Genomic DNA, 25,278 nt, shown 5'->3' with positions numbered 1-25,278 from the left:
GGCCTCGCCGTTGAGTCAGCGTGGAGCGGAGCAGTGCTGGGCTCGCTATCGAGTCAGCGTGCTGCGGGTGCTGGGCTCGCTATCGAGGATGCCTGCCCGCTCCTGCAAGAGTCAAGCAACCCTTGCGCAAGGAAGCTCACCCCCTCATCCCGCCCCGTCCACCCCTCCATGATCACCGCGATCTTGCACTTATCGTGAGACAAAGTGGACATATCTTCTCGATAACTGCAAGATCGTCGCGATCATGGGCGGTGGGTCAGGGGGTGGCGGGGGCGGTGAGCGCGGCGGCGGCGAGGTGGGTGACCTGGGGGGCGATGCCGGTGGAGCCTCGGGAGACCAGTTCGGGGCGGAACACGTACTCCGAGTTGGGGGCGGCGTGCCCGTTGATCTCGTCGACCAGGGCCCTTACCGCCGCCACCGCCATCGCGATCACCGGCTGGCGCAGCGTGGTCAGCGGCGGATCGGTGAACGCCATCAGCGGCGAGTCGTCGTAGCCGACCACCGACACGTCACCGGGCACGGACAGGCCGCGCTGGCGGGCGGCCCGGATCGCGCCGAGCGCCATCAGGTCCGATCCGCAGGTGATACCGGTGACACCCTTGTCCAGCAACCGGTTCGCCGCCGCCTTGCCACCCTCCACACCAAACAGTGACAGGGCGGTCAGCTCGTCGATCTCGGCGTCGGTGGCGCCGACCAGCCGCCGCATCGCCGCCCGGAACCCGGCCAGTTTGCGCTGCACCGGCAGGAACCGGTCCGGCCCGGTGATCAGTCCGATCCGCCGGTGGCCGAGGGAGACGAGATGTTCCACGGCCAGCTCGCCGGCTTCCCGGTCGTCGCAGGAGACAAACGGGGCTTCGATGCCTTCGGCGTACCCGTTGATCAGCACGATCGGCAGCGGCCGGGCGATCAGTTTGCGGTAGCGCTCGTGGTCGGCGGCGGTGTCGGCGTGCAGGCCGGAGACGAAGACGATGCCGGCGACCTGCCGGTCCAGCAGCATCTCCACGTACTCGTCCTCGGTGACGCCGCCGGGGGTCTGGGTGCAGAGCACCGGCGTGTAGCCGGACTGGGCCAGTGCGGACTCGATGGTCTGCGCGAACGCCGGGAAGATCGGGTTGTCCAGCTCCGGCACGACCAGGCCGACCAGGCCGGCGCTGCGTTTGCGCAGCCGGGCCGGGCGTTCGTAGCCGAGGACGTCGAGCGCGGTCAGCACCGCCTGGCGGGTCTCGGCGGCCACCCCGGGGCGGTCGTTGAGCACCCGGGACACCGTGGCCTCGCTGACTTCGGCCTGGCGGGCGATGTCGGACAGTCGTGCGCGCATGGCCTTCACGGTAGCGCACCGGCAAGTTCTTGCGACGGTCCCTGCAATCTCTTCCATTGCCTGCAACATCTTGCTAACGTCCCGGCAACACACGACGAAACCAGTGCCGTGATCGCGGCACCGTACTGCAATAACTTCCAGGACAGGAGTCCCGATGCGCGTCCGTACCACGTCGGTGGCCGCCGGGCTGGCCGCCGCGCTCGCACTGGCCGCCGCCGGCTGCGGCAGCAGCGACGGCGAACCCGCCACCACCGACAGCCCCGACGCCGCCACCGGCGGCACCCTGGTCATCTGGGCCGACGACAAGCGCAGCGCCGCCCTCGCCCCGTTCGCCGAGAAGTTCGGCGCCGACAACGGCGTCACCGTCGAGGTCCAGGCGATCAGCAAGGACCAGCAGACCACCTTCGTCACCGCGTCGCAGCAGGGCAGCGGCCCGGACGTGATGGTCGGCGCACACGACTGGATCGGCAACCTGGTGCAGAACGGCGCCATCGAGCCGGTCCAGCTCACCGGCGACCAGACCGCCGGCTTCGCCGAGGTCGCCATCCAGGCGGTCACCTTCAACGGCCAGGTCTACGGCGTCCCGTACGCGATGGAGAACGTCGCCCTGATTCGCAACACCGCGCTCGCCCCCGACGCCCCGGCCACGATCGAAGAGCTCGTCGCCACCGGCGAGCAGCTCAAGGCCGACGGCAAGGTGTCGGAGATTCTCTGCCTGCAGGTCGGGCAGAACGGCGACGCCTACCACCTGTACCCGCTCTACACCTCGGCCGGCGGCAGCCTGTTCGGCACCACCGCCGCAGGCGACTACGACCCGACGCAGCTCGGCGTCGGCACGCCGGAGTCGATCGCCGCGTTCGAGAAGATCGCCACGCTGGGCGAGAAGGGCAAAGGCGCGCTGAAGCGCTCCATCACCCCGGAGAACTCGATCGCCACCTTCACCAGCGGCAAATGCGCCTTCCTGGTCTCCGGGCCGTGGGCGATCACCGACGCCAAGGGCGCTGACATCGCGTACGACATCAGCCCGGTCCCCGGCTTCGCCGGTGGCGCACCCGCGCAGCCGTTCGTCGGCGTGCAGACGTTCTACGTCGCCGCGAAGGGCGAGAACAAGGCCCTGGCGCAGGAGTTCGTCGCCAACTACACCACCCAGACCGACCTGGCCGTCGCGCTCTACGAGGCCGAGCCGCGCCCGCCGGCGCTGACCGCCGCCCTCGACCAGGTCGCCGGGGCCGACCCGGACCTGGCGAAGTTCCAGCAGGCCGGGCAGGGCGGCGCGGTGCTGCCGGCGATCCCCGAGATGGCCGCCATCTGGGACCCGTTCGGCAAGGCCGAGGCCGCGATCGTCGGCGGTGCCGACGTGGCGAGCACGATGACCGCCGCCGGTCAGACGATCGCCGAACAGATCAAGTAATGCGAACCACCGGAGCCGGCGGTCTGCTGGCCAAGGCGCTGCTGCTCGGCCTGGTCGCGGCGATCGCGATCTGGGCGGCGTTCCCGCTGATCGCCGCCGAGGCGTGGGTCGGGCTGGGCATCCTGGTCGTCACGACCGCCGGCATCGGCTACCTCTACCTGGGTCGGCGACACGTGCCGGCGAAGTACCTGATCCCCGGCACCCTGTTCCTGATCGCCTTCCAGATTTTCCCGGTGCTCTACACCGCCTCCACCGCGTTCACCAACTTCGGCGACGGACACCGGGGCAGCAAGACTGAGGCGATCGCGGCCATCCAGGCCACGTCGGTGGTCCAGGTGCCAGGATCCATCGAGTACGCGATGACTGTCGCCACGGTCGGCGACCCGGCCACCGGTGACCTGGTGCTGCTGGTCGTCGACCCGGCCGACGGGGTCGTCTACGCCGGTGACGCCGACGGGCTGACCGAGCTGCCGGCCGGCGACGTCACCGTCACCGACGCCGGCAAGGTGACGGCGGCCGACGGGTACACGCTGCTCAACGCCGGTCAGGCCAGTGCCCGCAGCCAGGAGATCACCGACCTGGCGGTGCCGACCGACGACGGGGCGATCCGCTCCATCGGGCTGTCGCGGGCGTACGAAGGGGTCGCGGTCCGGGCGTACGACGACGATTGTGATTGTGTCACCGACACCGTGACGGGCACGGTGTGGACGGCCGACGACGACGCCGGCTCGTTCGTCTCCGCCGACGGTGACCGGCTGCTGCAGGGCTGGCGGGTCGGCGTCGGCCTGGACAACTTCACCCGCGTGTTGACCGACCGGAGCATCTCCGGGCCGTTCCTCGGCACCCTGGTCTGGAACTTCGCCTTCGCGATCGGCTCCACCGGCGGCACGTTCGTCCTCGGGCTGCTCTGCGCCATCGCCCTGCACTCCGACCGGATACGCGGGCGCAACCTCTACCGGGTGTTGCTGATCCTGCCGTACGCGATGCCGTCGTTCGCGATGCTGCTGGTCTGGCGGGACATGTTCAACACCGACTTCGGGCTGATCAACCAGTTCTTCGGGTTGACTGTGGACTGGTTCGGGCAGGACTGGTCGGCCCGGCTGGCGGTGATCGGCGTACAGCTGTGGCTCGGGTATCCGTACATGTTCCTGGTTGCCACCGGCGCGTTGCAGGCCATCCCGAAGGAGCTGACCGAGGCCAGCTCGATCGACGGCGCGAACCCGTGGCAGGCGTTCCGCCGGGTTACGCTGCCGCTGCTGCTGGTGGCGTTGACGCCGCTGCTGATCGCCTCGTTCGCGTTCAACTTCAACAACTTCAACGCGATCTATCTGACGACCGAGGGTGGGCCGTTCCCGGCGGACAACCCGAGCGTCGGCGCGACGGACCTGCTGATCACCTACACGTACCGGTTGGCGTTCGGCGCGGCCGGCGCGCAGTACGGCTTCGCCGCCGCCATCTCGATCTTCATTTTCACGCTCGTCGCGGTGATCTCCGCGGTCAGCTTCCGGCGCACCCGGCAACAGGAAGAGGTGTACGGATGAAGCGGCGTACGTTCACCCGTTGGCTGGGTCGGGTCGGCTGGCGGCACCTGGTGGCGCTGCTGGCCGTGGCGTTCTCGCTGTTCCCGATCGTGTTCGTGCTGTCGGCGGCGGTGAACCCGCTGGGCACCCTGTCGTCGACCGACCTGTTCCCGACCGGGGCGTCCGGCAACAACTTCCGCCGGCTGTTCGCCGACACGTCGTTCGGCCGCTGGTTCGGCAACTCGCTGCTGATCGCCGGGCTGGCGTCGTTCGCGTCGGTGTTCCTGTCGTCGCTGGCGGCGTACGCCTTCTCCCGGATGCGGTTCCGCGGCCGGCGGGTCGGTCTGCTGTCGCTGCTGCTGATCCAGATGTTTCCGCAGTTCCTGGCGATCGTCGCGATCTTCCTGATCTTCTCGACGATCACCGACCTGTGGCCGACGATCGGGTTCAACACCCCGTGGGGGCTGATGCTGCTCTACCTCGGTGGCGCGCTCGGGGTGAACACCTGGCTGATGAAAGGCTTCTTCGACACCCTGCCGAGGGAGTTGGACGAGTCGGCCACCATGGACGGGGCGTCGCACGCCCAGGTGTTCTTCCGGATCATGCTGCCGCTGGTGGCGCCGATCCTGGCGGTCACCGGGCTGCTGGCGTTCATCAACACCATCAACGAGTTCCTGATCGCCAACGTCTTCCTCACCAACCCGGAGGCGAAGACGCTGGCGGTCGGCATGTACGGCCTGGTGGCGGGGGAGCGGAACAACAACTTCGGGATCTTCGCCGCCGGCACCCTGCTGACGGCGGTCCCGACGGTGCTGGTGTTCCAGCTGCTCAGCCGCTACATCGTTTCCGGTCTCACCTCCGGGTCTGTGAAGGGTTAGCTTGTGGGCCAGCTGTTCGAGGCGCACCACGACGGATCGTCGTTGTATTCGCCGGGTGCCGCCGCCGGGGTAAACCTGGGTGATCGGGTGTCGGTCTTCGTCCGGGTGCCGGCGGGTGCGCGGCCGGTCGACAAGCTGTGGGTACGCTCCACAGCCGACGGTGAGCCGCGCTTCTCCGAGGCGGTGGTCGACCGGCAGGATCCGAACGGGGACGTGTGGTGGCGGGGCGAGGTGGAGGCCCGTAACCCGGTCACGCCGTACCGTTTCCTGCTGGCCGGGGGTGGGCGGCGCTGGTTGACCGGGGTCGGCGAGGTCGACCACGACGTGCCGGACGCCACCGACTTCCGGCTCGTCACCCACGATGCGCCGCCGGCCTGGGCCGCCGACGCGGTGATCTACCAGATCTTCCCGGACCGGTTCGCCCGGTCGGCTGCCGCTGACGGGCGGGAGCTGCCGGAGTGGGCGATCCGATGCGACTGGGACACCCCGGTCGTCGGGCGCGGGCCGGAAACGCCGGCCCAGTTCTACGGCGGTGACCTGGACGGCATCCGGGAGCGGCTCGACCACCTGGAGCGGCTCGGCGTCAACACCGTCTACCTGACGCCGATCTTCCCGGCCCGGTCCAACCACCGGTACGACGCCGCCGCGTTCGACCACGTCGACCCGCTGCTCGGCGGGGACGAGGCACTGGCACGGCTGTCGGCGGCGGTGCACGCTCGCGGCTGGCGGCTGCTCGGCGACATCACCAGCAACCACACCGGCGACGCCCACCCGTGGTTCACCGCCGCCGTGTCGGACGTAACCTCGGCGGAGCGGGAGCTGTACTACTTCGGCGACAACGGTGATTATGAGTCGTGGCTGGGCGTGAAGTCGCTGCCGAAACTCAACTGGGGCAGCGCCGAGCTGCGGCGACGCTTCGTCGACGGGTCATCGTCGGTGGCGCGGCGGTGGCTGCTGCCGCCGTACGGGTTGGACGGTTGGCGGATCGACGTGGCCAACATGACCGGCCGGCGCGGTGCCGACGCGCTCACCCTGGAGGTGGCAGCGTTGCTGCGCCGGGCGGTCGTCGAGACGCGGTCGGACGGGCTGATCGTCGCCGAGCACGGGCACGACTTCACCCGTGACCTGGACGCCGATGGTTGGCACGGCACGATGAACTACGCCGGGTTCACCCGGCCGGTGTGGAGCTGGCTGCGGTCACCATCGTTGGAGTTGCCGGACTTCCTCGGCGTACCGGGTGGGGTGCCGGCCCGGTCCGGGTCGGCGGCGTTGGCGACGATGCGCGCCTTCGGGGCGTTGGTGTCGTGGCGGTCGTTGGTGCATTCGTGGCAGCTGCTCGGCTCGCATGATTCGGCCCGGATCCGCACGGTGGTCGGGGACGCGGCGCGGCAGGAGGTGGCGGCCGGGTTGCAGTTCACGCTGCCGGGGACGCCGATGGTGTTCGCCGGGGATGAGTTGGGGTTGCGGGGGGAGAACGGGGAGGGTTCGCGGACGCCGATGCCGTGGGACCGGCCGGGCTCGTGGGATGGGGCGACGTTCGGGGTGTACCGGGCGTTGGTGGCGTTGCGTCGGGAGGTGCCGGAGCTGCGGCACGGCGGGCTGCGGTGGGTGTACGTCGATGACGACGCCCTGGTCTATCTGCGGGAGTCGCCGTCCGGGTCGGTGTTGGCGTTGGCCCGGCGGGCGTCGGGTGCTCCGGTGCGGTTGTCCGGTCTGGTGGCCCCGCCGGACGCTGCTGCTCCGGCCCTCGTCAACCTGTACGGCGGCGCACCACCGCTGCGCCCGGCCGCCGACGGCACCCTGACCCTGCCCGCCGCCGGCCCCACCTTCCAACTCTGGCACCTCCCCTGACCCGTGGACTCCGAGATCCTTGTATATTCATCTGAGATGTATATGCTCAACGCATGAAAATCGGCGAACCGGCGTTCCTGGTGATGACCGCGCTGGCGGACCGGCAGCTGTACGGCTACGCGCTGATCGAAGAGGTGCGCCAGATCTCTGGCGACCTAGTGCACCTGAAGGCGGGCTCGTTGTACGCGATCCTTGACCGGCTACGCGCGGAAGGGTTGGTGGAGGTAGCTGCTGAGGAAGTGGTCAACTCGCGGCTGCGCCGCTACTACCGGCTCAGCGGTGCTGGCGCCCAACGGCTTGCTGAAGAGTCCGAACGCATGCAACGACAAGCTCGAACTGCGACCACGCGACTGCAGGCGCGCCCTCGACCTGCTGCTCCGGGCGTCGCTGGATCGTTAGCGTGAGCCGGGCGTTAGAGCGCCGCTACCAGCGGCTGCTGCAGTGGTACCCGCCTGAATTTCGTGAGCAGTACGGTGCAGAGATCCTTGGCGTTTTGATGGACGGTGCCGAACCCGGGCAGTCCCGCCCTCGGCTCGGAGAGGTGGTCGATGTGGTACAGGCTGCGATCATGCGGCGGATGGGGGCCGTTCGCACCGCGACCGGCGCGGGTGCATGGCTCCCTGCAGCGGCAGCCGTCGGTACGCTCGCTGCAGTTCTGGTGCTAGCTCGTCAGGCTCGCCCTGCCGTTGAAGGGGGCGTCTGGTCTTGGCGGTTTGCTGAACAGGCTCCAATCACCGTCATCGGCACCGTTGGCTGGGCGCGACTAGCCGGATGGTTGCTGATAGTTGTAGCTCTGGCCGTAGGAAAGCGATCTGTCGCTGCGGCAGTGGCGGGTATGGCAGTCGTGGCCGAGCTCGCGATGCTGGTCATCGGTGTCGGTGACCCGTCTGGAGCCGGGTGGCAGTTGCTTCTCGCCGCTGTGGTCGCCGTCCTGCTGGCTGGTTCGTTTCTGCAGGGAACGGAGCAAGATCGGCTTTCGGCTCGGACCTGGATAGCAGCGGCCGTTGCGGGGGTCTGCACTGCACTGAGCGCCACGTTGGAGCCTATCCTGGCGAGACAGTCCGGAGCCTTTGTGGAGGTCGGGACTCAGTTGGAGGTAAACCTCGCAATCGGCACTGCATCGATGATCTTGCTGCTCAGCGTAGTCACAGTGCTGACGTTGCCGGTGGTCCAACGCGGCAGGGCCCTAGTATTGCTGGCAACCGTCGTGGTGCTGCTAGCGACAGCGCTGCTGCTTGGCTATGACAATGCGTTATCAACCGTGATGCCTCAGGCTGCTCTGACTGGTTCCCCTGCAGCGGCACTCGTGGTGGCCGCAGCCGTTGCCGCGACAGTGCTCGCAGCCGGGATTTTCGTCATTCGCGCTAAGGAGCGAATCGGCAGTTAAGGTCATGGCCCGGTACCCCGCTCAGGGGTACCGGGCCATGATAGATACGGCTACATCATCAGGGTTCCCCGCCAAGCGTTACGGAGTTCGCGGGTATCCATTGTACAGGCGGATAACGTCGGCCCAGTCCTGGAAATACATGGTGGAGCCGCCACCGGCAGACACTACTCCCTTCGCTCGCACGCCGGTGCTGCCGATAAGAGTAAAGACCGGTCCGCCACTGTCGCCGGCACGTGCTGCGGTATTTCCAGACGTCTGTGTAGTGCGGATCAGGCCCCTGATTGTATAGCCGCAGTCGCCGTCGGAATCCGGACTGGAACAGCTCACGACAATATTCGTACTGCTGCCAGTGCGCAGATCGCATATAACACCACTGGCGGCACCCGACTGGCATACCAGTTCGTTGGCTGCATGGTAGCCCCACCCGTTGACGGTCTTGTAGTTGCTCGTCGTCGGACCTCCGTCGAACATTCGATAGAAGCCAGGCGTGTCGATGAGGATCAAGTCATACTCCCAGGACTCTCCCGTTACGCCACCCATCAGGTTGAAGGTCGTGCCCGAACCGCCCGCAAAAACGCCCTGGTAGGCAACGTCCGGGGCTGTTGCGCAATGGGCGGAGGTTAGTATCCAGGTGCGGGAGTATGCGTTGATCCCGAATCCGGTGGTGCAACTCATCCGATGGTCGCTGCCCCGCCAGGACTCCCAGCGTCCGCCACCGTTCCAGGGTGAGGTATCCGCCACTCTGCTGGCGAGGATATTAACCTCCTCAGTAGCGGTGCTGACGGTCACGGGAACTGACAGGGAAAGCCCGCTGAGGATTGTGGATATATCTGTCAACGTAGATTGATTTGTCGTGCGCAAAATCCGCCGCTCCGCATCAACTGGAAGGCGCTCAACGTCCAGTCCCGTACCGTCATACCGCATCCCTACTGACTGCAAATTGCCGCCTGCTCTGGCGTTGGCGTCGCTGATAGCTGCTGCGTCGGCCTCCATTTCGGCCAACGAGTAGGGAGCAGACTTGATTTCGACGCGACCAAGACGACGGGCCGAGGCGATCGCGCCCTCCATGCGAGCCGTCGGTGTTCCGCTGTAGTAAAGGGCTAACCCGTCACCTTCGAAGGAGATCGACGCAAACCCAGCGGCCGGCTCCGCTAAATGGGCTTCGTACAGCTCGGATACCGCCGGCTGCAGCGCGTTCTGGCGAAGCATTATATCGAGTGTTTCTGGGTCTAGGTTCTCGGTTGATTGTGCGTCTGGCGAAACGGAGTCTTCCTGTTTCTCGTCACCCGCGTTGGCTGGGGCGGCGGCCAGTAGGAGCGCAAGTAGCGCTGCAAAAGCGACAGCGCCTCGGCTGTAGCTTCTTCGGCGGTCGTGGTTTCCTGTGTGGTTGGAGGGGTTCAAAGGGTTCCTCTCGCCAGGGCGCATTCGCTGCAGGGGTGGACCAAGTCCACAGGTGACAATCGATGCTACAGCTCAAGAGCAGACCAGTGAAGGCTGCGAATGTCGGACCTTGCCACCTGCGAGGTCAGGCACGGCCCTGATGCCTCCCCGCAGGCATCCCGGGCTGCTCGAATGATCCGCAGACGGGACTTTACGTATATATCGGGGTAAGAGTTGTATTTAGTTTCGAACCCAGACTTCTCGGCACTTCTTCTGTGCTGAGCTGCGGCGACGCTTCGTCGATGGGCCGGCGGCGGTGGTGCGGCGGTGGCTGTTGCCGCCGTACGGGTTGGACGGTTGGCGGATCGACGTGGCCAACATGACCGGCCGGCGCGGTGCCGACGCGCTCACCCTGGAGGTGGCAGCGTTGCTGCGCCGGGCGGTGGCCGAGACCCGGTCGGACGGGCTGATCGTCGCCGAGCACGGGCACGACTTCACCCGTGACCTGGACGCCGATGGTTGGCACGGCACGATGAACTATGCCGGGTTCACCCGGCCGGTGTGGAGCTGGCTGCGGTCATCATCGTTGGAGTTGCCGGACTTCCTCGGCGTACCGGGTGGGGTGCCGGCCCGGTCCGGGTCGGCGGCGTTGGCGACGATGCGGGCCTTCGGGGCGTTGGTGTCGTGGCGGTCGTTGGTGCATTCGTGGCAGCTGCTCGGCTCGCATGATTCGGCCCGAGTGCGGACGGTGGTGGGGGACGCGGGGCGGCAGGAGGTGGCGGCCGGGTTGCAGTTGACGTTGCCGGGGACGCCGATGGTGTTCGCCGGGGATGAGTTGGGGTTGCGGGGGGAGAACGGGGAGGGTTCGCGGACGCCGATGCCGTGGGACCGGCCGGGCTCGTGGGATGGGGCGACGTTCGGGGTGTACCGGGCGTTGGTGGCGTTGCGTCGGGAGGTGCCGGAGCTGCGGCACGGCGGCCTTCGTTGGGTGTACGTCGATGACGACGCCCTGGTCTATCTGCGGGAGTCGCCGTCCGGGTCGGTGTTGGCGTTGGCCCGGCGGGCGTCGGGTGCTCCGGTGCGGTTGTCCGGTCTGGTGGCCCCGCCGGACGCTGCTGCTCCGGCCCTCGTCAACCTGTACGGCGGCGCACCACCGCTGCGCCCGGCCGCCGACGGCACCCTGACCCTGCCCGCCGCCGGCCCCACCTTCCAACTCTGGCGCCTCCCCTGACGCTGCGCCCTGCCCGGTGAACGCCACTAGTTGCCCATCGAACCCATCCGCTGATGGTGATTCCGGAAAAACCGATCGACACCTCGGCTGCGACATTGTCGACCGCGACCTGATCCAGGCGCGTTCTCGCTCGTCTATGCACGGAAGTCGAACCCGTGCCCGGTTGGACCTAAAATCGACGCGATGTCACGACCTGATAAGGGTTGGTTCTCCTGGTGGCTGGTGTAATAGCTCAATCTTCTTTGGGGTTCATGACGCCTTTGTTCTGGTTTGCCTTCAGCTTGATGACGACAGCGATCATGCCAAACGCAAACCCGAGAACTCCGAGCGCAGATGTTTTGCTCTCTATCTCATTAAAATTGACAAAAAACGATATTATGCTTAGTGATGTGAAGATCACTGCCAGTAGAGTGCAGATGTACCGTGTGGCTCGCAACAATTCTTGTCCTTGGGTTAGTAGTTGCTGTTGTGTTGAATGAATGCCACTTGGCTCGCCGTAACCCAGTGGGCTTCGGCGAGCCAGTTTGGCTTGCTCTTGAGTTCTTTCTGCAGCTAGTGTCCGCTGCACCAAACTGGGCCAACATACGGATGGCTTACGATGACGCCGTTGCTATTCGAGCAAAAGCCCAGAGCACTAGCCCCAATGACAAAAAGGCCTGCAACAACGGTGGCCGCGATTGTTCCAACGTGACTGGATAGGTTCCTGATCCCGGTGGTGCTGTCTGCTGTGGATGCTGGTAGGCTGACCAGCCGTGCCCGCCGATCCGCCGCCGTCGTATGACGAGCTGCTGGCGTTGAACGCCGGGCTGGCCGCACGGCTGGAGCAGGCCCTGACGCGGATCGCTGAGCTTGAGGCCCGGTTGAAGCAGTCGTCGAGCAACTCGTCGAAACCGCCGTCGAGCGACGGGCTGGCCAAACCGGCGCCGAAGTCGCTGCGGGGCCGTTCGGGTCGCCGGCCGGGCCGCCCGGCCGGGGGCGAGGGCACCACCCTGTCCCAGGTGGCCGAACCGGACGTGATCGTCCGGCACGTGCCGGACATCTGTGGCGGCTGCGGTGACGGCCTGACCAACGCCGCCGAGGTGACGGTCACCCGCCGGCAGGTGTTCGACATCCCCCAGCCCCGGGTCGTGGTGACCGAGCACCAGATCGTCACCGTCGCCTGCCCGTGCGGGCACCACACCACCGCCGCGACACCGGCCGGGGCCACCGCGCCCGCCGTCTACGGACCACGGATCGCCGCGATCGGCGTCTACCTGCTCCACGGACAGTTCCTGTCCATCGGCCGCACCGCCGACGCGATCCGTGACCTGTTCGGCCTGCCCGTCGCGCCAGCCACCATCACCGCCTGGGTCACCCGCACCGCCCTCGGCGTCATCGACACGGTGCTCCCCGTCATCCGTGACCGCGTCCGCCACGCGCCGGTCGCGCACTTCGACGAGACCGGCATGCGCGTCGACGGCCGCCTCGCCTGGCTGCACTCCGCCTCCACACCCACCGACGTGTTCCTCACCGTGCACCGCCGACGCGGCACCGCCGCAATGGACGACGCCGGCGTGCTACCCGGATACACCGGCGTCGCCGTGCACGACGCGTGGGCCCCGTACGACACCTACACCGACGCGGTCCACGCCCTGTGCAACGCCCACGTCCTACGCGAACTGGTCTACGTGGTCGACACCGCCACCGGGCAGGTCGCCGACCTCGCCGGCCAGGCCATCGACGCCCTGCGGCGACTGAACCGCCTGACGGTCACGGCCCGCGCCGACGGCTGCGAACCCGACCCGGCCGACCTCGCCGAACAGACCCACCTGCTGCGCTCGGCCGTCGTGCTCGGCGCCGAGGCCACCGCCACCCGCACCGACAAGCTGCACCGCAAGTACCACGCCCTGTTCGTGCGACTACGGGACCGACGCGCCGACTACCTACGCTTCGTCACCGACCCGGCCGTGCCGTTCGACAACAACCCGGCCGAGCGGACCATCCGCATGCCGAAACTCCGGATCAAGGTCTCCGGCAGCATGCGCACCATGACCGGAGCCGAACACTTCGCCGCGATCCGCAGCTACACCGCCACCGCCACCCGACACGGCATCAACATGCTCGACGCACTCACCCGAGCCGCCGCCGGCAGCCCTTGGATTCCCACAACCGCCTGACCCACCTCGCGCGCTTGCGGTATTCCAAGGTCCCACGCACCTATCCAGTCACGTTCCAACTACAGGGAGGACAATTGCTACTATCGCGGAGAATCCGGCGCCCGCATTCATTGCATTCGTTATTTTGCTGGTTGTGGTTGCGGTGAAGTGAACCTCCATTCCCCACCAGTAGTAGATTACTCCGTTGTGAAAGATGGATGGACTTGCTGGAAAAACTTGCAACTGTTCGTTTGTCAGAAGTTCTCCGCGAAGGACGGCTTGGTTAAGTTCGTCCAAGCTTGCTACGACCTGATCGAACGTCTCCGGGTTGATTCCCGAGTCGGCCGCGGTAGTTTCTAGCTCAAGCGTTCCATCGTCGGCTCGCACAATGCTTGGTGTTAGTCGACTTGTTGCTTCTGCGAAGGCTTCGGCTGCCGCCTGAAGGCTCGGGTTTGTAATTACCGCCGGTTGCTCCGGTGTGGCTTGGGCCGAGCTTGGATTGATCAGTCCGAAGGCAAGTGTTAGCGCTACTCCGGCGGCCGAAACCGCTAGTCGTTGCATCCCTCGTATCATGAAGCCTCCTGGTTCGATGGTGATCGATTAGCAGCTTATGTAGCTGAGTTGGTAGGGAGGCAGTCCTAGTCTTGGTGCAATCTTGAGACAGCGGCCGTTTGGCGGACCCATGCTCTGGAATTGGGAGAGCAACCCGCTGTTGGCAATCAGGTGGCAGGCTGGCTGAAGCGGAGATGGAACCGCCGAAATGCAATATGCGGTAAACGCCGCCTGGGAGACGGCTGCTGCGGCCCACATGCCTGCAGTCAGATATTTGTCATACACTGCATCCCACGCAACTGACATCTCATCGTTGTTCTCGAAGTTGAGTGGTTGTTCGGCCGGATCAACCGACTCGATGAAGGATGGTGTGATCGCTCTGTGATCCGCTGGGCTCGCTGTAGCTGCTGTTGAGAATGATAGGCAGATGCTTGTTAGTGCGACTAGGAGAATAATGCTTCGGGCTACTCTGATGACTGCGTGCAAGACCTCACCACTCCTTCATGTTGCCTCGATTCGTCGACCGTACCTGGGGTGTGTGGCGTGCTTCAAGGCGTTGCGCGAGTCGATCATGACTATTTGTAAATACTCGGAATGTTCGCTGTGGACTGAGTAACTGCTAAAGTTTGTTCGAGTATTGGATAGTCTTGACCGTGTTTGGAACATGTGATACCGATCCTATCGTGACTAGTGCGCTGGCCGCAATTTGCCAGCTGACCAGGGGTAACCGCAGTTGAGTCGAGTGCGTTGGTGTAACCAGCAAGCGCGATCCTGGTGGTGGTATCGCTGGGTGGAAGGCGTGACGGGGCGGTTGTGAGGCTGTAGGGAGGCAGTTACAGACCGGCTTGCCGGGCCCGGGTGCCGCAGCCGGGCTGTCCTGTCAGGACTTCTATGGTCGGTCTCTTCGATTTGGACCTTGGCGAGACCTAGTCGGTTCGACTGGTGAGGTCTACGAAGGGGGTCCAGCGTACGGTGTCGTCTTTGTTGCGGACGGAGGCCAGGCGGACGGCGAACTCATCGGCGACGCCGGGGGTGCTGGCGAGTAGGGGTACGGCGGCGGCGATCATCTTGAGTTCGCGGGCTTCGCGGAGGGTCGGCCAGGCTGGGTCGGTGGTGACGTCGTAGCCGTACGCCGAAGTGAGGGCTTGGTGTGCGCCGGCCCGGCCGAAGTGGATCTCCCCGACGGGGACGGCGGCCAGGTCGACCTGCCATGGGCCGATGCAGGTCGGGTCGAAGTCGCAGAGGACTACGCGGCCGTCGGCTTCGCGGAGCAGGTTGCCGACGTGCGCGTCGGCGTGGACCAGGCCGCGAGCCTGGGCGTTCAGATCCGCGATGCGTGGTGCGAGCCGGTCGCACCACTCCAGCAGGAAGTCTCGGTCGTCGGGGTTCAGCGCTTCCGCGTCGATGAGACGAGTGCGGACGTCGCCGACCGGGTCCCACTCGGGTAGCGGGAACGGTGGTAAGCCGAGGGAGTGGAACTCGCGGAGTACCTGACCAAGTTCCTCGACGGTCGGCGGTCGTGGCGTGGGAGCGACGAGCCGCCACACCGTGGCGGAGAGGCCGTTGGCCCGTACCGGTTGCTCGATGTCGGGGACGAGGCGGATGGTCGGGGCGTCGACTGCTGCGAACCAGGTTGCCAGGCGGGCGACCTTCAGCGCCCGGTCGTGCAGGGCGTGGGATCGGGTGATGCGGATGACGAGGCCGGCTGAGGGGAGCGCGTACACGGCGTTGTTGGTCATCCGTAGCAGTTGGGCGTCGCCGGCGGCGACGCCGAGTCGGGCGGCGATCTGGTGCATCGCTGCTCTCATCGCCTGCTCGGTGAACCGTCCGGCCGATTCGGTCATCAGCTGCCTGCGCCTACCACAGCTACGGTGCGGGAGAAGTCGGCGACGGTGGACATGTGCTCGTGGCGCTTGAGATCCCGTCTCAGGTTGTGGATGCGGTCCAGGATGCGGGGCGAGCTGAGCTGCCGAGCTTGTTCGATAACGCGGGCGCCGACGGTGACTGCCTGTTCGGGCTCGTCGGCCAGGAACAGCGAGCTGCACAGGCTGACGCCGTTGAGCGCGCTGCTGCGGACGTTCTGCGAGCCGAAGGTGTCGATGGCTTGCGCGACGGTGCGGGTGGCAGCCTCGCCGTACCGGTTGCTGTTGTCCTTGCGGGCGAGGTCGCGGTACACCCGCCCGTACTGGGCGAGGAGTTCGCCGCGGTCGTAAAAGCGCATCCAGTCCGGTTCGTTGTCCGGGTTGAGGCAGTCGAACTCGTCCGTGGCTGCTTCGAGGGCGCGTGTTGCCGACGGTCCGTCGCCGAGAGCGGCCAGCGAAGCGGCCTCGGCTCCGTGGAGCATCGCGCTGACAGCCGGGGTGACCTGTCGGCCTACCTCGTCGCGGGCCAGCCGAAGCGTTTCCAGCGCGTCCTTGTTGTGCCGGAGGTGCTGGAACTGGCGGGCCTGGCAGTAGCGCACCCGTGCGGTGAGCAGCACGTCGTTGGCGGCGACGGCCAGCCGCTCGGCCAGGAGGAAGTGTCGCTGCGCGTCGAGATGTCGGCAGGCGTCAAACGCGGTCCAGCCGGCGAGTTGCCGAGCTGACGCGACCGACCGCAGCAGCCGAGGGCCGAGCGTCGGCGGGTGCGGCTGGTCCAGTAGGGCTGATGCGGAGTCGGCCAGCTGAGCGACGTCGCGGTGCAGAGCGCCGCCGCCGCGTTCGTAGTCGATGGACCGGTAGAGGGAGATCACGGCGTCGAGCCGGTCGACGTCACCGTGGCCGAGTCGCCGCGATCCGCTATCAGCGGAGCCACCGAGTAGACCGGCCGAGGCGGCGACCGCCGCGATTCCTCGGAGCAGGGCACGACGGTTCGCATCCGGTTCTCCGGCCTTGCCCTGATCTGGCATCTGCTTGGGTCGCATCTCGTCCTCCGGGAGTCCGCCAGTCGAGTCGACCTCATGTCCCGCCGGTCGAGGGTAGACCCTTCGGACAAGGGCGACTGTGGTCCTTAGCTCGCGTGCTGGCCGGAAGCCGAGCTCGTCGTCGGTGTCGGCGTCGAGTGCGATGCGGAGGGCGGTGCGGTAGTCCTCGGCGGGGTAGCGGATCTTGCCGTTTTCGAGTTTGCCCAGGTAGTTGGCGGTGAAGGCGCTGTGGGCGGCTTGTCCGGGGTCGGGGTAGAGGATCTTGTTGACCTGGTCGGCGAGTTGCCGGCGGGTCAGGCCCAGGCGTTCGCGTGCTGCGGTGAGCGGATGGTTCTGCATGACACCCCCGAAGTGTGGCGCACGATCTGATGTGTGGTGGCGCGAACTGCCTGTGGCGGTAATCGATTTTGGACAGTATCCCACCTGGTGAATGTCGCCTTCAACCATCTGCGTCGAGCAATTCCTGTCCCTGCCAGGGAATACGTCAACGCGGAAATGTCAAGAGGGGAAGCAGGGGATGGTTCCCGCAACGGGAAGCATCCCTTCCAGTAGCGCGGAGCACAGCCACCCGCCGCCGGAAACCGCCGCGACCGACGGCGGCAGACTCCGCGGAAGCCACGTCTACCGATCCACGGGGTGCGCCGGTCTCGTCATGTCGACGGCGTTGGCGGCGTTCGGGGTGTACCGGGCGTTGGTGGCGTTGCGTCGGGAGGTGCCGGAGCTGCGGCACGGTGGGCTGCGTTGGGTGTACGCCGATGACGACGCCCTGGTCTATCTGCGGGAGTCGCCGTCCGGGTCGGTGTTGGCGTTGGCCCGGCGGGCGTCGGGTGCTCCGGTGCGGTTGACGGGTCTGGTGGCCCTGCCGTCCGCTGCTGCTCCGGCACTGGTCAATCTGTACGGCGGCGCACCACCGCTACGCCCGGCCGCCGACGGCACCCTGACCCTGCCAGCCGACGGCCCGACCTTCCAACTCTGGCGCCTCCCCTGACGCACCCTCCCTCGGCAGGACCATGAGCTCCGTACCAACCACGTTCGAATGCTGTTGCCGGAAGCTGACTCACGGGCTACTACCGATCTGAGACGCATGGCGATATCGCGTTGACCGTGCGGGTTCAGACTCCGATAGGATTCCCGTCCGTGGGTGTTCGTCCGCTCGTACCGGTTCCAGTCCGACGCTACTTCCGTGATCTTGCCTCCGGGTGGTCCGTGCATCGCGAGATCGCGAACATGTGGCAGGACGAGGGGTTCATTCCGTCTGGCGACCCGAATGATGAACAAGGTGTCCGCCGTGGGCTCTGGCGCGAGTACGAAGACAACGTCGATTGGACGGATCCTGTACAGGTTGAGCGTGTCCTTCGTGTGTACGAGACGCTGTTGACTGCGCTGACGGATGAAGCGTTGGACGCGGCCCGAACTTTTCTAGAACGTTATGGGTTCAAGCTAGGTAATGACAGTCGATTGAAGCTACCAACGCCTCTGCCACTGAGCCTCCCTCGTTCGCTGGTGGGGTTGCGTGATCCGGCAGCTATTTTAGATTCCTTCGAGCGTATCGATCGTGCCCTGCCGCAGGACCCTGCACAGGCTATTGGTTCGGCGAAGGAACTGATCGAAGCCACAGCAAAGACAGTTCTCGTAGAGATCGGGATTACCTTTGACGAGAAGACAATCAAGTTTCCCGCCTTGGTTGACCTCGCCCAACGTGAACTGCGACTTCACCCGCAGCAAGCAGCCGGCCCTGACGGTAGCTCGTCGGTCAAGCGGGTGCTCGGTGGGCTGATGACGGTCGCGCTCGGTGTAAACGAGCTACGCAACGAGGGCTGGGGCACCGGCCACGGACGCGCCGACGCCCGTCAAGGGCTACACGCTAGACACGCGCACCTAGCCGTCGGAGCTGCACGGACTTGGTGTCAACTCCTCCTAGACACCCTTACAGATCCGAACGCACCATGGAGGAAATCCGCAGTGGATTCCGTGATGCAGGATGCCGGCCACGCGGTGGAACTTCCATCTGCACCGGAAATAGGTGAGCACGGGCACCGGCATTAAGAGTAAGTCTCTTACTCGCCGGGTCTGATCCGTTCCTGCATGAGGCGGTCGAGCACCTGCGTTGGCAGACATCCGTTCTCTGTAAGAAGGTCCTGCACATGGCGCCGGAAGATGTGCACCGGCTCTTGTTGAGCCGTCGTGGCAAGGAGATCTCTCCACACGGCATCGACGTCACCGGCAATCTGCCTAACTGTCTCGGTGGATGCTAGATAGACATTAGGGTTCGCGACCGGCGCATGCTCAGGCGCGACGGTTAGCCGGTCAGAGACGAGTAGCGTCGGGCTGCCGGCCGGCGGGTGATCCAAGCCCTGATCTGCTGCTAGCTGATCGATCTGGGTATTGGCCTGTCGGATGTCCTTCAGCGGAAGAAATCCGTCGGAGTGCTGTTCAGACTTGGCCTCGATCGTCAGCCACATCGCGGTGTCCCAGAGCCAAGCCGAGTCACAGCGTCCCTGCCCGGCGGGCTTGAAAGCGTTGGCGCCGAGGTAGGTCCCAAGTGTCGTCAGGGCCTCTTCGTACGGAGCAGCGTTGTCCTGGGCGAGACCCGCACACATGGCCTGTAGATCAACCTTGATTTTGTTCGGCTTGAGCTGACCCATCAGCCGGGCCACGATGGCGTTGATTGCGACGGTGTCTGCGCCGGCCAGCGACACTTCCTCTGTGTCAGGAAGGTCCTTCATTTCCTTGAACCAGGTGCCGCGAGTCGCCCTCTCGGCGTCACGGATCAGCTGACGAGCGTGTGCCCTGTGCGCTTCGCTCTCAGCGCCGAGGTGTAGCCAGACTCCGGCAATGTAGAGGAGTAGCGCACGATACCCGCGAGTCACTTCAGCACCCTTGCCGACCGTGCGAGCGGCCTCTTCGAGCTGCCGGCTTCCCTCGATCCAGTTCTCTCCGAACGCTAGCTGCCAGGCGCTGACCTCAAGCCTCGCCGACTCGCCAAGTGCGACGGCGCCGGGCGGGTCGATCTTTTCGGCTTCCTCCCGGAACTCGGCGACGAGTGGCTCGCCGCCCTCGCGCCAGTCGGCACCGTGCTCGAGGAAGGTGCGGACGTTGTCAATGATGTCAGCTGGGTTCTGATTCTTACTGTTTTCCCAGCCGAACTGGATTTCCGCCTGCAGCTCGGGCTCCAGCGCCGTCTTGTTTTCAAGGCGTGAGAAGTAGCGCGTGAGATCGGTTCCGGCTATCACGACAACAGCGTAGTCGTTCGGACCACGGGTACACCGACCTGCGCCCTGTACGATGCGGGTTCGCATGCGCTCGGAGAGGGCCGCGTTTGCGCGAGCGCGCTCGCTCAGAAACTTTTCCTGCAGGCTGACAGCGTCTGGCTTACCGAGGAGCACCACCACTCGGCAGGCGTCGCCAGGAAGGTCCATGCCGTCGTACCGATTCGCCAACCCCAGAACGCCCTTCTCTGCCTGGACGAAGGTTGACAGCCCGTCTTCGACTGCATCCTTGCCGAACACTGGAATGCCCTCGCCGGCCAGCGCGCGGGCCGTATCCTCTGTATCCTCCGTAGACTCCTGCGTCAGCACGAGCGCCTTGTCCGTGATGCCAATGATCTCTCTGGTGAGGCTGACGGCGTCGTTATCCTGGACCAGGTCAGGGAAGACGAACAGACGCCTACCGGACCGCGGCGGCGTCTTGGTCGGCAACGGCATCCGAGTAATTTCGGCACGGCCGAACGCCCGTTCGAGTTCGCCGCCGGCGCCCAGCGTCGCTGAGAGATAGACGCGTTGCCTGGCATCGGAGAACACCTTGTTTTCGAATGTCGGCGGGATCATCGGGCGAATCTGGATGCTTCCATATGACAGGTAGACGCAGCAGGCGGCGAGTCCCGACCGGATCATGGCGAGCTGGAACTTGTACGGCTCGCCGAGCTGAGACAGCGCCACATCGAGCTTCGGCAGAGCGTCTGACGCGACGGCAGGAAGAATCAGGCGCACCTGGTGATGTGCTCCGGGGTCAGGCTGCCCCTGGAGCCGCTGAATCTGTAGTCCGGAGAGAAACGGTCGGAGTACATCGAGGATAGCGAGATACACCGCTTCCGCTCCGTAACGGCGGATTGTGATGGCGTACTGTTCGCCGACGAACTGCTCACCGGCATGCGCGTCGTCTAGCACGATCAGACGCGGCACCGGCAGCTTCGGGCTACTGTTGAAGATCGAGCTGTACGTCGTGATGGCGATCGCCTCGCCGCCATCGACGTCAGCCTCATCAGCTGCGCTCCAAAGGCGATGGTTACCAACTAGGAGTCGGGCAGCCATACCCTCGGTCGTAGCCGTTGCGAGAACCTGGCGGGCGAGCTGCTTGGTCGGGGTAGCATACAACACCGGCCCTTCCGACTTCCTCCGCATCCACTCGGCGATCAGTAGACCTGGTAGCGTTTTGCCAGTTCCAGTCGGAAGCTCAAGTGCAAGGTCAGGAGTGGAACCGTGCTTCTCGGCATAGGTACGAAGTACATCGCCTTGATGGATCCACAGCCCACTGACGGCGTCGGACGTACGCGGTAGCGCACCCCGGAGGTACAGCTCCTCCGGCGTATCGAACTGCTGCTGTGTCTTCCGCGTTTTGCCTACGAACGGCATGTCAGTCAGTGCCTGCCTCTCGTTCGGTCGGGTACCCTGCCCGGTCCGGCTCTCGACAACTCGGGACGAGAACCTAGGTGATCGTATACTGTGCCACGCTCTACGTCCCGAGGGAAGTTGTGCGGGATGCCAGCCGGCTACTGGCCCTTGAACGCTGGATGCGCGCGGAGCTGCGGCGGGCAACCTGATCTGGGCCGCCGGTCCGTGCGGTGACGCTCGCTCTATCACACCTGAGGTGGACTGTCACGTAGGTGAACGTCGACCTCAGACCGCAGCCCTTGCGTCGCACCCGGGCCGCAGTTGGTAGCAACATCATCGACTCGATTCCGATTGATGTCATGAGTCCCGCGCGTCTGAATATGCGTGATGTCGACTTCCCGACACTTAGTGACTTGCCTTCGGGCATAGCATCTTCTGATGCCGGGATTGAGGCAATATCGTTGCCTGCGGATGGGCTAGATGTGGACCAGTCGGGAATTTCAAAGGAACAGGAGAGGGATGTATCGCCCATATCGGAAAATCCTCACCTTGCGCATCGTGCTCATCGCACTTGCTGCTCTTTTGGTGGGGCTTCTCTTATTGCACCTCGGGGGTAGAGCTTCCCCCTCCTGGATGCGGAACCCTTCTCTGCAGGCTCTCCTTGAGAACGTCGGCGGCCTCTTGGTTGCGTCGGTATGCTTGGGCGCACTTTGGGAACTTGTCGGTAAGCGGGCATTTGTTGCCGAGGTCTTGGAGGCTACTCGACTAGGCGCAGACATAGAGTCGGCTGGCCTCAGGCAAGTCGCGGCATCTTTTTTAGACGTCGACTATCGATCGCTATTTAAAGAGGTCAAACAAGTTGACATCTTTGCTGTCCATGGGAGTGCGTGGCTGAGCAGAAACCGGTCCTTCTTGGAAGAGGTTTCGGTGAGGCCCGGGGCGCTGATTCGGATCTTCTTGTCAGATCCGCAAGTCACGGCTATAATTGACGGCTTGGCTCGTCAAACGCAGACTAGTTCAGATATGCTGGCATCCCGAATCGAGAGTTCCAGGCAGGAATTTGAGAGCCTGCGTAAGTCGGGCGGTGCGGAGATCGAGACCTACTACTATCCCGGCGTCCGGACGCATGCAATGTATCGGATAGGTGGATCTGCCGTAATTACCTTCTATCCACATAAGCCCGGGAAGACCTCGAAGATCCCGTCTCTGGTATGCCACGAGGGTGGTGCACTCTATGCATTTGTGTGTTCTGAGCTTGAGGCGATTTTGCAGATATCGCGTCGATGTTGATCGGCCATAACAGCGTCACTCCCGTGGTCTCGTGCTCAACCGCAAAATGACATCAGACGCGGAGCACTAGATAGCATTGGGGTCAACATAGGGGTTCAGCGGATCGTCCTTTTGGCGGGCGGAGGCTGGACGGATGTGAAACTCGTCAGCTGTACCAGTTGTGCTGGCGAGCAGTTGTACGGCGGCGGCGATTGTCTCCAACTCGCGGACTGCATGGAGGGCCAACCAGGCTGGAGTGTGGTGACGTCGTAACCGTAAGCCGAGGCGAGCGCTTGATGTGCGCCGGCCCGGCCGAAGTGTCTCGCCGACGGCGACGCCCGCTAGTCTCAACCCAAGTGGTGGTCGTCGCCGGATGTGCAGTTCAGGAGCCTTGCTGGTGGTGTGGCGGCCCTAGCGGAGCGCGACTACGCCGAGTCGGCGGCGATCCGATGCGTCGCCGCTGTCATCGCCTGCTCGGTGAACCGCCCGGACGATCCGGTCATCAGCTGACCAACAAGATTTCGGCGTGCTGTGACGCGATGTACTGGTGGCCCTCGCGGTGTAGCTCGACCAGGTCAACGGACTGGATGACCGTGGTGGCTGGGCGGAGGTGCCGAAGGCTAGCTACTCGCTGGATGAGGGGATGCGCGTCGGCGGGGGTGTTGTGGTAGGCGATGCTGACGTGTGGGATGAACTTGCTTGCCCGTTCACGGAGGGCTGCCGGGCCGCGTACCTCGGCGATAGACTCGCGAATGAGGTTACGGAGCCTGCTGATCGGCTCCGGCGGACCGACACTGAAGCGGACTGCTCCGGGCGACCCGACGAGCGGGCCGATCTCGACAGGGATGGCGGGGAAGTCGACGCAGCGTCTACGTACGTCGTTGACCACTGCCGTGGCCACATCGGGTGAGACTTCGTCCGTGAAGGCGAGTCGCTGCATTGTGATGTGCAGGCTGGCTGGTGGGACCAGGTCGAGGTGGGGTAGGTCGCGCAGTTGCGCCTGGCAGTGGGTCGCCATGGCGGTAAGGGCTGGGAGGTGGCCGAGCATCACAAGCCAGTGGTAGGAGCGCCGGCCCGGCGTCCACCCCGGGCGGTCCCAGTGGTTGACCATCCGCTGGACCTGTTGGAACCGCGCCCACTCCTGGTTGGCCCAGGGGCGTTCGTGGTCGTGGTCCAACGCTCCGGGCTGCATCGTCATCGGTTCCCTCGGCCTTCGTCGAGCCACGTGTGCACCTCGTCGACGAACGACTCGGCGCAGGGATCGTCGAACTTCTCCCTAACCATCGTGGTGAGGTCGCGGGTTCGCTGACGTATCGACTCGATCTGGTTGTCCTGACAGGCTCGCATGGCCTGGCGGGCGACTTCGGCGGCCTGTTCGACGTCGGGTCGGTCCCCGCCTACCAGCGCGGTCGCCAAGTCCAGCCGGACCAGAGCCTGGCTCCACACGGAAGGCGACGTGTCGACGATCGTGACCGCGCGGCCGGCCAGGTCGAGAACCTGCTCAGTGCGTCCCAGCGCCAGGTATGCCGTCGCCGCGTTCGACGCCACCCGTGCCTCGCTGTAGAGGCCGAACGAGACGCATGAACTCATGCCGGGCTCGGGTGACAGGTCCGAGAGCACCTCGTACGCGGTGCTGATCGCCTGTTCTGCCTCCTGCGTCTGGCCGAGCTTCGCGTGTGCGCGTGCCTCGCCGTTGATGGTGAGGCGTACCGCCTGCGCTCCGCGGCCAGCGAACCGGCGGCCGTCCACGGCGTAAGCAAGCGCCTTGCGGTACTGCCCGTCGTAGAACTCGGCGAAGCTCTGCGTGCCCCGGACCCACGCCTTGAGTTCCCAGTCCTCCGCGTAGTCGGCGAGCTGGAACGCCTCGATCCCGTAGGCCCGCGCGGAGCTGAACCGCCCCAGGTTGACCGACATGTAGCTGAGCAGCCCGGAGAGCTGCCCGGCGATGGTGAGCAGCCGGGCGCTGTACCGAGGCTGCATCTGCAGCGGGATGAGGCTCTGCACCCAGCGTCGCTGCCGCACCACGTCGGTGGCGAGCGCGAGTGGCCCTTCCTCCTCGTAACGTGCGACGACATCCGAAACGTAGAGATCCAGAGTGTCCAGCAGAGCGTGGTTGACACTCGCGTCGTTGTTCTCGCGAATCCGGGCCAGGATGACCGAGGGCTGCTCGACCAGCCCTTCGGCACTACCGACGCTACGGGCAACGGGCACAACCCTCCTGCTGCCGGAGACGGCACTGATCTCCGATTCGACAACAGCAGCATCCTGCCGTGCTACCGCGCGAGGGTTGCAGAATCCGAGTTCGTCGTCGGTGTCGGCGTTGAGGGCGATGCGGAGGGCGGTGCGGTAGTCCTCGGCGGGGTAGCGGATCTTGCCGTTTCGAGTTTGCCCAGGTAGTTGGCGGTGAAGGCGCTGTGGGCTGCTTGTCCGGGGTCGGGGTAGAGGATCTTGTTGACTGCGTCGGCGAGTTGCCGGCGGGTCAGGCCCAGGCGTTCGCGTGCTGCGGTGAGCGGATGGTTCTGCATGACACCCCCGAAGTGTGGCGCACGATCGATGTGTGGTGGCGCGAACTGCCTGTGGTGGTAATCGATTTTGGACAGTATCCCATCCGGTGAATGCCGTCTTCAACCATCTGTATCGAGCAATTCCTTGCCCTGCCAGGGGATACGTCAACGACGGAATGTCAAGAGGGGAAGCAGGGGATGGTTCCCGCAACGGGAAGCATCCCTTCCAGTAGCGCGGGAGCGCTGCGAGCCACCGCCGGAAGCCGGCCGCAACCGACGACGGCAGGCTCTGTGGAAGCCGGACTACCGGTCTACGGGGTGTGCCGGGCC

The 25,278-nt window shown here is 65.2% G+C and carries 20 protein-coding genes; 11 read left to right on the top strand and 9 right to left on the bottom strand.

The features are described from left to right. Window positions 1-256: 256 nt before the first annotated feature. Complete coding sequence (locus ACN28F_RS11115) at window positions 257-1,318, bottom strand: LacI family DNA-binding transcriptional regulator (protein WP_421357651.1); 1,062 nt, start codon at window positions 1,316-1,318, stop codon at window positions 257-259. Window positions 1,319-1,472: 154 nt separating this feature from the next. Here ACN28F_RS11115 and ACN28F_RS11110 point away from each other — a divergent pair, with 154 nt between their 5' ends. The 6 genes from ACN28F_RS11110 to ACN28F_RS11085 are packed head-to-tail and all read left to right on the top strand — an operon-like array spanning window position 1,473 to window position 8,365. After that, window positions 1,473-2,729, top strand: coding sequence for a sugar ABC transporter substrate-binding protein (locus ACN28F_RS11110; RefSeq protein WP_421357650.1), 1,257 nt, complete (start codon window positions 1,473-1,475; stop codon window positions 2,727-2,729). Next, window positions 2,729-4,270, top strand: a complete 1,542-nt coding sequence (locus tag ACN28F_RS11105) for an ABC transporter permease subunit (RefSeq protein ID WP_421357649.1) — start codon at window positions 2,729-2,731, stop codon at window positions 4,268-4,270. The genes ACN28F_RS11110 and ACN28F_RS11105 overlap by 1 nt, the downstream gene beginning before the upstream one ends. Next, complete coding sequence (locus ACN28F_RS11100) at window positions 4,267-5,127, top strand: sugar ABC transporter permease (RefSeq protein ID WP_421357648.1); 861 nt, start codon at window positions 4,267-4,269, stop codon at window positions 5,125-5,127. The genes ACN28F_RS11105 and ACN28F_RS11100 overlap by 4 nt, the downstream gene beginning before the upstream one ends. A 3-nt stretch (window positions 5,128-5,130) precedes the next feature. Further along, complete coding sequence (locus ACN28F_RS11095; protein ID WP_421357647.1) at window positions 5,131-6,978, top strand: glycoside hydrolase family 13 protein; 1,848 nt, start codon at window positions 5,131-5,133, stop codon at window positions 6,976-6,978. Between the two features lie 53 nt (window positions 6,979-7,031). Then, window positions 7,032-7,382 carry a PadR family transcriptional regulator gene (locus tag ACN28F_RS11090; RefSeq protein WP_289207948.1) on the top strand — a complete coding sequence of 117 codons (351 nt, stop codon included), beginning with the start codon at window positions 7,032-7,034 and terminating at the stop codon, window positions 7,380-7,382. After that, a complete protein-coding gene (locus tag ACN28F_RS11085; protein WP_289207947.1) occupies window positions 7,379-8,365 on the top strand; it encodes a hypothetical protein in 987 nt (328 codons plus the stop codon). Before ACN28F_RS11090 ends, ACN28F_RS11085 begins: the two co-directional genes overlap by 4 nt. A gap of 78 nt (window positions 8,366-8,443) precedes the next feature. Here ACN28F_RS11085 and ACN28F_RS11080 read toward each other — a convergent pair whose 3' ends face one another. Next, the gene (locus ACN28F_RS11080) at window positions 8,444-9,574 is read right to left on the bottom strand and encodes a hypothetical protein (protein WP_421357646.1); all 1,131 of its coding nucleotides are present in this window, start codon (window positions 9,572-9,574) and stop codon (window positions 8,444-8,446) included. Between the two features lie 490 nt (window positions 9,575-10,064). Here ACN28F_RS11080 and ACN28F_RS11075 point away from each other — a divergent pair, with 490 nt between their 5' ends. After that, window positions 10,065-10,976, top strand: a complete 912-nt coding sequence (locus ACN28F_RS11075; protein WP_421357645.1) for an alpha-amylase family glycosyl hydrolase — start codon at window positions 10,065-10,067, stop codon at window positions 10,974-10,976. Window positions 10,977-11,208: 232 nt separating this feature from the next. On the opposite strand, the gene ACN28F_RS11070 is transcribed toward ACN28F_RS11075, so the two are convergent. After that, window positions 11,209-11,544 carry a hypothetical protein gene (locus ACN28F_RS11070; protein WP_421357644.1) on the bottom strand — a complete coding sequence of 112 codons (336 nt, stop codon included), beginning with the start codon at window positions 11,542-11,544 and terminating at the stop codon, window positions 11,209-11,211. A gap of 184 nt (window positions 11,545-11,728) precedes the next feature. Here ACN28F_RS11070 and tnpC point away from each other — a divergent pair, with 184 nt between their 5' ends. Next, window positions 11,729-13,132: an IS66 family transposase gene (gene tnpC / locus ACN28F_RS11065; RefSeq protein ID WP_421357643.1), complete on the top strand. Its 1,404-nt coding sequence runs from the start codon at window positions 11,729-11,731 to the stop codon at window positions 13,130-13,132. A 48-nt stretch (window positions 13,133-13,180) separates the two neighbouring features. On the opposite strand, the gene ACN28F_RS11060 is transcribed toward tnpC, so the two are convergent. The 3 genes from ACN28F_RS11060 to ACN28F_RS11050 all read right to left on the bottom strand — a co-directional run bounded on the left by ACN28F_RS11060 (window position 13,181) and on the right by ACN28F_RS11050 (window position 16,862). After that, entirely contained in the window at window positions 13,181-13,672 is a 492-nt protein-coding gene (locus ACN28F_RS11060; RefSeq protein ID WP_421357642.1) for a hypothetical protein, read from the bottom strand. 917 nt (window positions 13,673-14,589) lie between these two features. Beyond that, a complete protein-coding gene (locus ACN28F_RS11055) occupies window positions 14,590-15,507 on the bottom strand; it encodes a phosphotransferase family protein (RefSeq protein WP_421357641.1) in 918 nt (305 codons plus the stop codon). Further along, window positions 15,507-16,862 (bottom strand): hypothetical protein, encoded by a 1,356-nt coding sequence (locus ACN28F_RS11050; RefSeq protein WP_421361344.1) that lies wholly within the window; start codon window positions 16,860-16,862, stop codon window positions 15,507-15,509. The genes ACN28F_RS11055 and ACN28F_RS11050 overlap by 1 nt, the downstream gene beginning before the upstream one ends. 355 nt (window positions 16,863-17,217) lie before the next feature. Here ACN28F_RS11050 and ACN28F_RS11045 point away from each other — a divergent pair, with 355 nt between their 5' ends. Further along, window positions 17,218-17,553 carry a DUF3459 domain-containing protein gene (locus tag ACN28F_RS11045; RefSeq protein ID WP_421357640.1) on the top strand — a complete coding sequence of 112 codons (336 nt, stop codon included), beginning with the start codon at window positions 17,218-17,220 and terminating at the stop codon, window positions 17,551-17,553. 218 nt (window positions 17,554-17,771) lie between these two features. Then, complete coding sequence (locus ACN28F_RS11040; RefSeq protein WP_421357639.1) at window positions 17,772-18,611, top strand: abortive infection family protein; 840 nt, start codon at window positions 17,772-17,774, stop codon at window positions 18,609-18,611. A gap of 11 nt (window positions 18,612-18,622) precedes the next feature. On the opposite strand, the gene ACN28F_RS11035 is transcribed toward ACN28F_RS11040, so the two are convergent. Continuing rightward, complete coding sequence (locus tag ACN28F_RS11035) at window positions 18,623-21,196, bottom strand: DEAD/DEAH box helicase (RefSeq protein ID WP_421357638.1); 2,574 nt, start codon at window positions 21,194-21,196, stop codon at window positions 18,623-18,625. Window positions 21,197-21,724: 528 nt separating this feature from the next. On the opposite strand from ACN28F_RS11035, the gene ACN28F_RS11030 reads away from it, so the two are divergent. After that, a complete protein-coding gene (locus ACN28F_RS11030) occupies window positions 21,725-22,465 on the top strand; it encodes a hypothetical protein (RefSeq protein ID WP_421357637.1) in 741 nt (246 codons plus the stop codon). 481 nt (window positions 22,466-22,946) lie between these two features. Here the strand turns inward: ACN28F_RS11030 and ACN28F_RS11025 are convergent, their stop codons facing one another. Beyond that, entirely contained in the window at window positions 22,947-23,642 is a 696-nt protein-coding gene (locus tag ACN28F_RS11025; RefSeq protein WP_421357636.1) for a 2'-5' RNA ligase family protein, read from the bottom strand. Continuing rightward, a complete protein-coding gene (locus tag ACN28F_RS11020) occupies window positions 23,639-24,655 on the bottom strand; it encodes a hypothetical protein (RefSeq protein WP_421357635.1) in 1,017 nt (338 codons plus the stop codon). Before ACN28F_RS11020 ends, ACN28F_RS11025 begins: the two co-directional genes overlap by 4 nt. Between the last annotated feature and the right edge of the window lie 623 nt (window positions 24,656-25,278).

It is taken from the genome of Solwaraspora sp. WMMA2101 (genome assembly GCF_049179175.1).
GTDB lineage: Bacteria > Actinomycetota > Actinomycetes > Mycobacteriales > Micromonosporaceae > Micromonospora_E.
This window is presented reverse-complemented; position numbering and strand designations above follow the sequence as displayed.